The following is an 11,492-nucleotide window of genomic DNA, read 5'->3' as shown; positions in this document are numbered from 1 at the left end:
TCGAACATGGCATTGACAGACATCAAAGTCCCCGACATCGGCGACTTCTCCGAAGTTGGCGTGATCGAAGTGCTGGTCCAGGTGGGTGACACCATCAAGGTCGAGCAGTCCCTGCTGACCGTGGAGTCCGACAAGGCTTCCATGGAGATCCCTTCCAGCCACGCTGGCGTGGTCAAAGAGATCAAGGTCGCTCTGGGCGACAAGGTCAAGGAAGGCTCCGTGATCGTGGTGCTGGAAACCGCTGACGCGGCCCCCGCACCGACAGCGGCTGCTCCAGCTCCCGTGGCTGCAGCACCTGCGCCCGTGGCCGCCGCTCCTGTGGCTGCTGCACCGGTTGCTTCTGTTGCATCCGCGCCTGCTGCCTCGTCGACCGTGGACCTGAAGATCCCCGATATCGGTGACTTCAAGGACGTGGCCGTGATTGAAATGCTGGTCAAGGTGGGCGACACCGTGGCCGTCGAGCAATCGCTGTTCACTGTCGAGTCCGACAAGGCTTCGATGGAAATTCCATCGCCCACAGCCGGCACCATTACCGCGCTGAGCATCAAGCTCGGCGACACCGTCAACATCGGTGACGTGGTCGGTCAGATCACGGTGCAGGGCGCTGCGCCCGCAGCCGCTCCTGTGCAAGCTGCTGCCCCCGTGGCTGCACCCGCTCAGGCCGCTGCACCTGTGGCAGCTGCTCCTGTTGCCTCCGCCCCCGTGGCATCGGCTTCTGTGGCTGCTCCTGCGCACAATCCCACCGTGGCTCCCTCGGGTCAGCTGCCCCACGCATCACCTTCGGTGCGCAAGTTCGCTCGTGAACTGGGCGTTCCTCTGGCAGAAGTCAAGGGTTCAGGCAACAAGGGCCGCATCACGGCAGAAGACATCCAGTCCTTCACCAAGTCGGTGATGGCCGGTGCCGTGCAGACCCTGGCTCAGCAGGCTGTGGCTCCCAAGTCTTCCGGCGGCAACGTCGGCGGTCTGGAAGTGCTGGCCTGGCCCAAGGTCGACTTCGCCAAGTTTGGCGCTGTCGAGCGCAAGGAACTGTCGCGCATCAAGAAGATCTCAGGCGCCAACCTGCACCGCAACTGGGTGGTCATCCCTCACGTCACCAACAATGACGAGGCCGACATCACCGAGCTGGAAGCCTTCCGCGTTTCGACCAATGCCGAAAGCGCCAAGGCCAAGAGTGATGTCAAGGTGACGATGCTGGCTTTCGTGATCAAGGCCGTGGTGGCTGCGCTCAAGAAGTTCCCCGAGTTCAATGCCTCTCTGGACGGCGACACTCTGGTCTACAAGCAGTACTTCAACATCGGTTTTGCCGCCGACACGCCGAACGGCCTGGTCGTTCCTGTGCTCAAGGACGCCGACAAGAAGGGCATTTTGCAGATCAGCCAGGAAATGGGCGAGCTGGCCAAGAAGGCCCGTGACGGAAAGCTGGGCGCTGCAGACATGCAAGGCGGCTGCTTCTCGATTTCGTCTTTGGGCGGCATCGGCGGCACCAACTTCACGCCCATCATCAATGCGCCTGAAGTCGCCATCCTGGGTCTGTCCAAGGGCGCCATGAAGCCCGTGTGGGACGGCAAGCAGTTCGTGCCGCGCCTGATGCTGCCTCTGAGCCTGTCGTACGACCACCGTGTCATCGACGGCGCAGCTGCCGCGCGTTTCAACGCCTATCTGGGTGCCGTGCTGGCCGACTACCGTCGCATCCTGCTGTAAGGTAGTCACAGGGCAGGTCGGTTTTGAATGAAATCGGCCTGCAGCGCTTATCTGAATTGCGCGAGAAGCTATCTTTTTTGATGCTCTTGCGCTTCACCTTGCGAGCCCACCTTGCCAGTCTGTGAGTGACACGAGCGAGATGAAGAACCTTCGACAGCACCCCATTGAGCATCTGCGTGGCGTCATCCCCGGCATCCGGCCTTTTCCGGAAGCTGCTGACGTCTTCGCAGAGCCGGTCGAGAAATACGCGCGGCACCTTCTGCCGCTCGTCACCATCGATCTGGCGCTGCTTGACGATAGCTGGAGTGGGCCGATTCATCTTCTGGCACCTTGTGAGCCCTATGACGGGCGCGTGGGGGAGTGGGGAGGTGAGGAGTTTGGAAATGCGCTGCTCAAGCCCGACTGGCTGGCTTTCAAGCTGAACGACGCAGGCAAGTACGAGCTGCTGGGCGATTGGCGCTACTTCATGCTCGAGCAACACCGTGCGGAGTGGGCGGAAAAAAATTCCAGTTGGCGCGAGGTTAGGGACATGCACCGTGAGCTGGTCAAACTGGGCGCACAGCCCCCGTTTGAGCTGCATCACGAAGCCAAATACTCGTGGAACGACGTCATGGAGTTGCATTACGCGCTTCAGCATGCGATCTATGAGCAGGCCAGGCAAGACTTTCTGACCCACGGCTGGAACGCAGCCAAGCCCTGGGACGACGCTGCTGAAGTCGCCAAGCTGCCTTTGTACGAGCCGGGCACAGACTGCTATGACTCGACGAGTGGCCGTTATCTGCTCGGCGTACTGGGCGGGCCCGCGTGGGGCGGTAACTGGAGCAACCTCACCAACGAGCTGCTCAGCGACACCGGCACCGACGATGGCATTCACCCCATCCACCCGGAAACCGGCGCGCCCTTTGAATTCATTACCAGCACCTATGCCAGTGAATTCACCGGTAGCGACTGCGAAATTCTGTTGTTCTACGAACCCCAAAGCCGCACCGTGCTGCAGACCTTTGACTGGAGCTGAAGGCTCAGTTTCAAAGACCGAATAAACCGTTTGAGCGGCCTGAGCGATCAGGCGGCGCAGAGACAAAAACCAAGATAGGAGCGCATATGAGCCTCATCGATATCAAGGTGCCCAATATCGGCGACTTCGCCGAAGTGGGCGTGATCGAACTGCTGGTCAACCCCGGCGACACCGTGGCCGTGGACCAGTCCCTCATTACCGTGGAGAGCGACAAGGCCTCCATGGAGATTCCTTCCAGCCATGCCGGCGTCGTGAAGGAAATCAAGGTCAAGGTCGGCGACAAGGTTGCCGAAGGCTCGCTGGTGCTGACTTTGGAAGCCGCAGCCGGCGCCGCCGCACCTGCTCAGGCAGCAGCCCCTGCGCCTGCCGCAGCCGCTCCAACACCTGTGGCAGCCCCCGTGGCTGCTGCTCCTGCTCCCGTGGCCAGCAACTTTGCCGGCACCGTGGACATGGACTGCGACGTCGTCGTTCTGGGCGGTGGCCCCGGCGGTTACTCCGCAGCCTTCCGCGCTGCCGACCTGGGTCTGAAGGTCGTGTTGGTCGAGCGCTACGCCACTCTGGGCGGCGTCTGCCTGAACGTGGGTTGCATCCCATCCAAGGCGCTGCTGCACGTGGCTGCCGTGATGGACGAAGTCAAGCACCTGGAAGTGGCTGGCGTGAAGTTTGCTGCTCCCGAAGTGAACATCGACCAGCTGCGCGGCCACAAGGAAAAGGTCATCGGCAAGCTGACCGGCGGTCTGGGCCAGATGGCCAAGATGCGCAAGGTCACCGTCGTGCGCGGCTACGGCAACTTCGTGTCGGCTAACCACATCGAAGTCGAAGAAACCACCGGTTCCGGCCAGGAAAAGACCGGCAGCAAGAAGGTTGTTCAGTTCAAGAACGCCATCATTGCCGCAGGCTCGCAAGCCGTGCACCTGCCCTTCATGCCCAAAGACCCCCGCGTGGTTGACTCCACCGGCGCCCTGGACCTGAAGGAAGTGCCAAAGCGCATGCTGATTCTGGGTGGCGGCATCATCGGCCTGGAAATGGGCACCGTCTACAGCACGCTGGGCGCGCGCCTGGACGTGGTGGAAATGATGGACGGTCTGATGCAGGGTGCTGACCGCGATCTGGTTAAGGTCTGGCAAAAGATGAACGCGCCACGTTTCGACAACATCATGGTCAACACCAAGACCGTGGGTGCCGAAGCCACGCCCGAAGGCATCAAGGTCACGTTTGCTCCTGCCAAGGACGGCGTCACCGTGCCCGAACCCCAGACCTACGACCTGGTTCTGCAAGCCGTGGGCCGCACGCCCAATGGCAAGAAGATCAGCGCCGAAAAGGCTGGCGTGGCCGTGACAGACCGCGGCTTTATCGACGTCGACATCCAGATGCGCACCAACGTGCCCAACATCTTCGCGATCGGCGACATCGTGGGTCAGCCCATGCTGGCGCACAAGGCCGTGCACGAAGCGCACGTGGCCGCTGAAGTCATCGCAGGCGAGTTGCAAGGCAACAAGGAACTGGCTTCCGCTGCCTTCAACGCCCGCGTGATTCCTTCGGTCGCCTATACCGACCCCGAAGTGGCGTGGGTGGGTCTGACCGAAGACCAGGCCAAGGCACAAGGCATCAAGGTCAAGAAGGGCCTGTTCCCCTGGGCTGCGTCCGGGCGCGCAATCGCCAACGGCCGCGACGAAGGCTTCACCAAGCTGCTGTTTGATGACTCCCCCGAAGCCCACGGCCACGGCCGCATCCTGGGCGGCGGCATGGTCGGCACGCACGCTGGCGACATGATCGGTGAGATCGCCCTGGCCATCGAAATGGGCGCAGACACCGTGGATATCGGCAAGACCATCCACCCCCATCCCACGCTGGGCGAAAGCATCGGCATGGCTGCGGAAGTGGCGCATGGTTCCTGCACGGACGTGCCACCAGTGCGTAAGTAAGCGCAGCGATCAAGCGTTATCGCTTGATCAAAGCAAAGGCAGCCTTCGGGCTGCCTTTTTTACTTTGATGGCTGCTTGCGCTGAATTGGCAAGCGCTGGAGGCATATCTGATTTTTATATTTTCTATGCCTGCTGAGCTTCAATGCGCTGATTGGCAACCATGATGTGCATGGCAAGAGTCTTTCGCTGCTGTACGGGGTAGGAGTTCTGTGCTGGCACCGTTCTACGACCTGCTGGCTACAGCGGTCTACCCCCAGCTGACGCCCAAGATGGCTATGAAGCTGGGCAGCAAATACAAGTTCCGCGAGCTGGAGGCCAGGCACTGGGAGCAGTTTGCCGAAGAAGCAGGTCTAGCCAAGGCTGCGACGCGCAAGCGTTTGCAGCAGTTGGCGAATGAGCTACCCACCGCCGCCCGCAAGCTGCAGGCCGCGCCACCGCATGGCTTTGTGGGCAATGCCGTGGTGGAGCAGATCGTGCAATTGATTGAGCAGCGCTGCACCTTGACGCTGCGGCGTTTGGTCTGAACGCGCGGGTGATTTCACTCTAAAACGGAAAGCGGCGATATCAATTAAATTTCCCGAACGGGAAATATGTATTTAGATCAGCTGCAACAAGTCGAAAAATTTCCTGATCGGGAAATTTAAAAACTTCATAGCTGCTTGCGCCTGATAAATAAGCGCTTGAGTCTGATTTGGCCGATATTGGATGCCATTGATTTCAGTGCTCGCCACAAAACTGCCACTTGATGGAGACAACCATGCTCAGTACCAGCCTTGATTTTTCCCGTCCGCTCCAAGCTGCCTGCCACTGCGGTGCAGTGCGTTTTACCGTTCTGCTAAGCGACGGACTGAACACCGCGCGGCGCTGCAATTGCTCGTTTTGCCGCATGCGCGGGGCCGTGGCGGTGTCGGCTGATTTGAGCGGAATCGAGGTGCTGCAAGGGCAGGACGCGCTGACGCTCTACCAGTTCAACACCGGGCAGGCCAGGCACTTCTTCTGCAAGCACTGCGGCATCTATACCTTTCACCAGCGGCGCTCGTCGCCGCATCAGTACGGAGTGAATGTGGCTTGTATTGAAGGCATGAGCCCGTTTGACTTTGCCGAAGTGGTGGTGAGTGAGGGACGCTCGCATCCCAATGACCGCCGCGCAGGCGCTTCTGGAGGCAAGTCTGTGGCGGCAGGCTGGCTGAGTTACAAGGCGAATCCCTTGGCCGAAGTGCAGCTGGAAGAATGATTTTGATAGCTACTAACGATTTGCAGGAAAGCGTTAGCGGTCGTTTTTACTGAAATTTTCTGCGTTCCGCATCGAAACAGCCAGCCAGATAGACTGGCGGGAGGTACAGGCGGGGCGCAGCCCGGCAAGCGCGCCCGGCATGGGTCAGGCGCGCCTGGTCTTGGCGCTGCGCACTGCCACCATCAGCACCAGTGCCGAGAGGACCAGCATGACCAGCACCAGATAGATGCTGTAGTGCTTGTTGCCTGTGTACTGGGTCAGCAGGCCGGCCAGCGTGGGGCTGGCGGCCGAGCCCAAGTTGCCCAGGCTGCTGATGAGCGCTATGCCGCCGGCGGCCACGGCAGGTGACAGATAGTCGCTGACCAGGGCAAAGAACAGCGGGGGAAGGGCCGCAAGGCCGATCAGCGTGAAGGCCAGTGCAATCAGCGAGCCTTCGAGATGGCCGTGCATCTGCAGGGTGACGAGCAGGCCAGCAATGGCCATGCCGGTGGCGATGAACAGATGCCAGCGGCGGTCGCGGAACCGGTCGGAGCTGGCACCGAAGGCAATCATGCCGAAGAAGCCTGCGACAAAGGGAATGGCCGAGTAGATGCCGACATGCAGCACGTCCTGCACGCCCAGGCCCTGAATCACGGTAGGCATCCAGAAGACAAACAGATAGGTGGCACCGTGCATCATGAAATACACCAGTGACAGGGCATAGACCTTGGGGTCGCGCAGCAGCTGGCCCAGAGTGGCGCTGCTGTGGGCCGCCTTGTGCCCGTGGCCGCCATGATGAGCAACTTGGCCGCCGTCGTTGGCGATGTTGTGTTGCAGGCGCGCTTTTTCGGCGTCTGTCAGCCATTTTGCGTCGGCTGGCCTGTCCTGGAGATAGAAGTAGAGGATCAGGCCCAGCATGCAGGCGGGAGGGCCCTGGATGAGAAACAGCCATTGCCAGCCATGCAGGCCGTCGATGCCATCCATATATTTGAGGATGGCGCCGCACAGCGGTCCGGCCACGATGGCCATGGCCATGACGGCTGAGAGAAAGATGGAGATCACACGGCCACGGCGGGCCGAGGGGTACCAGTAGGTGAAGTAGAGAATGACGCCGGGAAAGAAGCCGGCTTCGAAGGCGCCCAGCAGAAAACGCGCCACATAGAACTGCATGGGAGTGGAGACCCAGGCCATGGCCGTGGCGATGACGCCCCAGACCAGCATGATGCGCATCAGCGTCTTGCGCGTGCCTATCTTCTCCAGCAGCAGATTGCTGGGCACTTCGAACAGAAAGTAGCCGATGAAGAACAGACCCGCGCCAAAGCCGTAGGCAGCGTCGCCGAAATCCAGCGTCTGCTTCATCTGGATCTGGGCATAGCCGATGTTGATGCGGTCCAGGTAGGCGACCATGTAGCAGATCAGCAGCAGGGGCAGCAGCCGCCAGCTGACCTTGGCATACAGCGCGTTGTCTGCATCGATGTCATGGCTGGTATCCTGCCTGGGCGTTGCACCCGAAATGGTCGTCGCGCTTGGGGTCATGCTTGTCTCTTGGAAGTTGGTATGGGGCGATGGGCGGATCCCTGCTGCACGAGTTGCAAGCATCACGACGTAGACGCTGCAAGCCGCAGTGCTAGGGCTAGGCAGGGCTTTTAGTTGTTGTCTTGATGCAGGGGGGAACTGCGCAGGCCCACAGCGTCAAACCTGTGAGGCATAGGCTGCCAAGTCTTTGTGCCAGGATCTCTCCAGGCCAGTGCGGTGACTGTGACTGTGACTGTGACTGTGACCAGTGATTGGGTTGCTTGCCTTCGAGTTCCCGGTTCATTTCCTGCTATTGCCCTTCATGGCCTGGACCTGGCTGCGCACGAGGTATGCATCAGCCTGTCTTGACCTCTGCAGGGGCAGAAATCAAGGAGTTCGAGGGGCAATGTAGGGCCGGTGCCCTGAATGGACTTAACGCATGCCGCAATTAAATTGCCAGATCATGACATCCGAGGGTAAGCCTTAGGGTCGGCCTTGCCGCAGCGAGGCGGTGGAAGAAGCGGCAGTTTTGCGCGGCGATGGCGTGTGCCATTGAGAGCCATGTTGCCCTGAGCTTGTACTTGCGCGGGGACAGGCAGCCGTTTCATTTGCGGATGGCTGATGTGGCTGAGTCTGTTTTTTGATAACGGCCAGCGCTTTGAATATCAGGGCCGGGACCGGTTGGGCTTCTATTTGTACCAGCGGGTTGCCAGAACTGTTGAGCCGCCACATGGTGCTTGAAGGAACGCCCGGCATGGCTCCGGGCGTTGGAGGGCATCGCAGTGGGCAGCGATGGGGAGGGCTGCGTTAGGCCTTTTTCAGAAACTCGGATTTGAGAATGAATGGACCCTGATCCGTCTTGCAGTCCACGTCATGGTCGCCGTTGTCATAGACCAGGCGAATGCCTTTGATCTTGGTGCCTTTTTTGATGACGGTAGAGGAACCCTTGACCTTCAGGTCCTTGACCAGCAGCACGCTGTCGCCGTCGGCCAGTGGCGTGCCGTTGGCATCCTTGATGATGCGGGGGCCGTTGTCTTCATCGGCAATGGTTTCTGCATGGACCGACCATTCATGGGCGCAATCGGGGCAGATCAGCAGATCGCCATCGGGATAGGTGTTGTCCAGACCGCATTGGGGGCAAGAGGGGAGGGTGGCTGTGCTCAAGGATTCGCTTCCGTTCAAAGAGTAAGCACCAAGCCTAGCTGCTAAACAGTAGTGTCCCGGATTGGTGCGGATTGCAAGACGACCATGCCCGAGGCTAGGGCGCCGCCGCATGGCATGAATTTTGTTTTTTTGATAGCTGCTGGCGCTTTCTGGGTAAGCGTCAGAGCTTGTTTTGTCTTGAGTTTTTTGTGGGAAATCAACGCACCAGATGCTCGGCCAGAAAGTCGATGAACACCCGTGTCTTGCGCGGCAGGTGGCGGCTGCCGGGGAAGACCAGATGAATCGGCTGGTTGGGCAGGGCGTACTCGGGCAGCACGCGCTGCAGCTGGCCGCTGCGCACATCGTCCTGCACCAGCCAGTCGGGCAGCACGGCTACACCCAGGCCCGCCAGCGCCAGCGCACGAATCGCGCTCGATGAATTGGACTGGTGGGCGGCGCGGCCCTGCACCTCGGTTTGCTGGCCCTGGGCGCTTTCCAGCACCCAGTGCGTGGGGCTGTCCAGATTACTGTTGGCAATCCAGGGCAGATCGGCCAGGTCTTGCGGCTGCTGCACGGCTTGCAGACCAGTCAACCGGGGCGATGCGACCAGCCAGATTTCATAATCTGCCAGCTTGCGGCTTTTGAGGCTGGAATCGGCCAGGCTGCCCAGGCGCACAACCAGGTCGAGCTTTTCGGCCACCAGATCACTGAGCGAGGAATTGGCATCGTGGCTGATGGCAATGCCTGGGTAGCGCTGCACAAACTGCGGGATCAGCGGCAGCACATAGCGCTCGCCGAACTCGGCCGTGGTGCTGATGCGTAACTGTCCGCGCAGGCGGCGGCTGCCGTGCTGGGCATTGTCAAATGCAGCTTCGATATGGCCGAAGATCTGCTTGAACTCGTCATAGAACTGCTGGCCGCTTTCCGTCAACGCCACCGACCGCGTGCTGCGCACCAGCAAGGTAATGGACAGGGCTTCTTCCAGCGCCTTTACATGCAGGCTGGCCATGGCTTTGCTGATGTTCAGGTAGTCGGCAGCCTTGGTGTAGCTGCCCAGTTCCACCACGGCCAGAAAAGTCTGCACTCGGTGAAGCTGGGTGTGGGTGGCAGTGCTTGTGATGGCGGCCATTGTTCAGTTTGGTCAAACAAAGTATCAAGCATAGCGGTATCGACTCGGGCAACTGCGCTGCCTACCATGCGCAGCTCAAAGGACAGACATGAGCTACCGTTACCGCATTGCCCTGGTGTTTTTGACCGGGTTTTTTATAGACTGCATCAATATCTTCATGCCCGCAGTCGCCTTGCCGCGTCTGGCTGCCGAGTTCGAGACAGCCAGCCTGGACACCGCCTGGGTGGGCAATGCCTACATCCTGGGCCTGACCTTGGTGATTCCCATCAGCACCTGGTTGGCCGGCCGCTGGGGCGCGCGGCGTTTGCTGGCAGCTTCCATGCTGGTGTTTGCACTGGCTGTGGCCGCTTGCGGCATGGCGGGCAGCTTTACGGCCGTGGTGGTTTGGCGCTTCGTGCAGGGGATGGCCGGCGGGCTGTTGATTCCCGTCGGGCAGGCCATGGCCTTTGCCTTGTTTCAGGGGGCGGAGCGTGCACGCATCTCCACCCTGGTCATGGCCGTGGCCCTGATTGCACCGGCTTTGTCACCGGGACTGGGTGGGCTGATTGTGGACAGCAGTTCCTGGCGCTGGGTGTTTTTTGCCAATATTCCGTTGGCTCTGGCAGCCGCTCTGCTGGCCTGGTGCTGGGTGCGCGATTCGGCAGGGTCATTCGAGCCGTCGGTCGCAGCCAAGCCGGATATGAACGGACTGCTGCTGATCAGCACGGCACTGACTGCTGTGCTCATGGGCATGTCGCTGTACGGTGCAGGCCGTGGCCGGGTTGGGGCGCTGCTGTGTCTTGCGCTCGGTCTGGCAGCCAGCGTGCTCTATTTGCGGCACTGGCGCAACGCGGCAGACCCAGTGGTCGAGCTGCGCCTGCTGCGCAGCCCACGCCTGTGGGTGTCCATGGCCGTGTACTACGCCGTGCCCGGCGTGTTTACGGGCGTCAATCTACTGAGCCTGTTTTTTCTGCAGGACCTGCTGGCACTGAGCGCCCAGCGCTCGGGCATGTTCATGCTGGTCTATGCCGGCGGCGCGCTGCTGGCCATGCTGATGTGCGGCCGCATCTACAACCGCGTGGGGGCGAGGCCGCTGTTTGTGGTCAGTCTGCTGCTGCACAGCCTGGGTATTGCCTGCCTGATGGCGGTGAACAGCGCGGGCGATCTGCTAACCCTGGTGCTCGCCTATGCCCTGATGGGCCTGGGCGGCGGTCTGGCTGCCAATGCCGCACAAACCACGGCGTTGATGGATTTTCACGGCTCGGAACTGCCCCAGGCCAGCGTGGTCTGGAACATCAACCGGCAGATGGCATTCAGCGTGGGCGCGGCCCTGTTTCTGATGATCTTCAACCTGCTGCAGCCGCATACCGGTGCGCTGTCGGCCTATCACGCAAGCTTTGCCGTTGCCGCCCTGGTTGGGCTGCTGCCGCTGACCTGTTTACACACATTGAGAAAAAGCCAGGAATGAACGACCAGAACCTCAAAGCCGCCGCACAAAGCATTAACGATGTGCATGCGCTGATCCAGACCGTTTTTACTCAAAAGGGCGATGCCGCCCAGGCCGCTACCAAGGCGCTGATGCAGGTGTTTGCCGAAGGCTTCAGCATGGTCACCACAGGCGGCCGGATCGTGACGCGTGCCCAGGTACAGCAGATGTTTGAGAGCGCTGCTGGCGGCAGGCCCGGTTTGCAGATGGCGGTGGATGAACTGACAACCATCTGGCAGGCGGGCTCACATATCGCGCTGCGCTACCGCGAAGCACATATGCTGGCCGGCCATAGCCATGCGCGCTATTCCACGGCCATTCTGGAAGTCGCAGCTGGCGGCGTGCTGTGGCATGCGCTGCACGAGACAGCTATTGCTTGATCTTGA

Annotated in this window: 10 protein-coding genes; 7 read left to right on the top strand and 3 right to left on the bottom strand. The window is 60.5% G+C overall.

Going from position 1 to position 11,492, the window contains the following annotated elements; translation table 11 throughout:
- Positions 1–6: 6 nt before the first annotated feature.
- The 5 genes from aceF to CTATCC11996_RS18990 all read left to right on the top strand — a co-directional run bounded on the left by aceF (position 7) and on the right by CTATCC11996_RS18990 (position 5,875).
- Positions 7–1,701, top strand: a complete 1,695-nt coding sequence (gene aceF / locus CTATCC11996_RS19010; protein WP_003079258.1) for a dihydrolipoyllysine-residue acetyltransferase — start codon at positions 7–9, stop codon at positions 1,699–1,701.
- Between the two features lie 139 nt (positions 1,702–1,840).
- Positions 1,841–2,716 carry a hypothetical protein gene (locus CTATCC11996_RS19005; protein WP_003079256.1) on the top strand — a complete coding sequence of 292 codons (876 nt, stop codon included), beginning with the start codon at positions 1,841–1,843 and terminating at the stop codon, positions 2,714–2,716.
- Between the two features lie 86 nt (positions 2,717–2,802).
- The gene (lpdA, locus tag CTATCC11996_RS19000; protein ID WP_003079252.1) at positions 2,803–4,641 is read left to right on the top strand and encodes a dihydrolipoyl dehydrogenase; all 1,839 of its coding nucleotides are present in this window, start codon (positions 2,803–2,805) and stop codon (positions 4,639–4,641) included.
- A 209-nt stretch (positions 4,642–4,850) separates the two neighbouring features.
- Entirely contained in the window at positions 4,851–5,165 is a 315-nt protein-coding gene (locus CTATCC11996_RS18995; protein ID WP_003079249.1) for a HipA domain-containing protein, read from the top strand.
- A 233-nt stretch (positions 5,166–5,398) separates the two neighbouring features.
- Positions 5,399–5,875 carry a GFA family protein gene (locus CTATCC11996_RS18990; protein ID WP_080569917.1) on the top strand — a complete coding sequence of 159 codons (477 nt, stop codon included), beginning with the start codon at positions 5,399–5,401 and terminating at the stop codon, positions 5,873–5,875.
- A 144-nt stretch (positions 5,876–6,019) separates the two neighbouring features.
- On the opposite strand, the gene CTATCC11996_RS18985 is transcribed toward CTATCC11996_RS18990, so the two are convergent.
- The 3 genes from CTATCC11996_RS18985 to CTATCC11996_RS18975 all read right to left on the bottom strand — a co-directional run bounded on the left by CTATCC11996_RS18985 (position 6,020) and on the right by CTATCC11996_RS18975 (position 9,641).
- On the bottom strand, positions 6,020–7,390 hold the full coding sequence (locus CTATCC11996_RS18985; RefSeq protein ID WP_003079245.1) for an MFS transporter: 1,371 nt from the start codon (positions 7,388–7,390) through the stop codon (positions 6,020–6,022).
- Positions 7,391–8,176: 786 nt separating this feature from the next.
- Entirely contained in the window at positions 8,177–8,533 is a 357-nt protein-coding gene (locus CTATCC11996_RS18980; RefSeq protein WP_003079243.1) for a zinc ribbon domain-containing protein YjdM, read from the bottom strand.
- Between the two features lie 196 nt (positions 8,534–8,729).
- On the bottom strand, positions 8,730–9,641 hold the full coding sequence (locus CTATCC11996_RS18975) for a LysR family transcriptional regulator (RefSeq protein WP_003079241.1): 912 nt from the start codon (positions 9,639–9,641) through the stop codon (positions 8,730–8,732).
- Between the two features lie 88 nt (positions 9,642–9,729).
- Between CTATCC11996_RS18975 and CTATCC11996_RS18970 the strand changes: the two genes are divergently transcribed.
- Positions 9,730–11,088, top strand: coding sequence for an MFS transporter (locus CTATCC11996_RS18970; RefSeq protein ID WP_003079239.1), 1,359 nt, complete (start codon positions 9,730–9,732; stop codon positions 11,086–11,088).
- Positions 11,085–11,486 carry a hypothetical protein gene (locus tag CTATCC11996_RS18965; RefSeq protein WP_003079237.1) on the top strand — a complete coding sequence of 134 codons (402 nt, stop codon included), beginning with the start codon at positions 11,085–11,087 and terminating at the stop codon, positions 11,484–11,486. Before CTATCC11996_RS18970 ends, CTATCC11996_RS18965 begins: the two co-directional genes overlap by 4 nt.
- The last annotated feature ends 6 nt before the right edge of the window (positions 11,487–11,492 follow it).

The organism is Comamonas testosteroni ATCC 11996 (genome assembly GCF_000241525.1).
GTDB classification, from domain to species: domain Bacteria; phylum Pseudomonadota; class Gammaproteobacteria; order Burkholderiales; family Burkholderiaceae_C; genus Comamonas; species Comamonas testosteroni.
The sequence above is the reverse complement of the archived record's forward strand: the minus strand, read 5'-3'. Positions and strand labels throughout refer to the sequence as shown.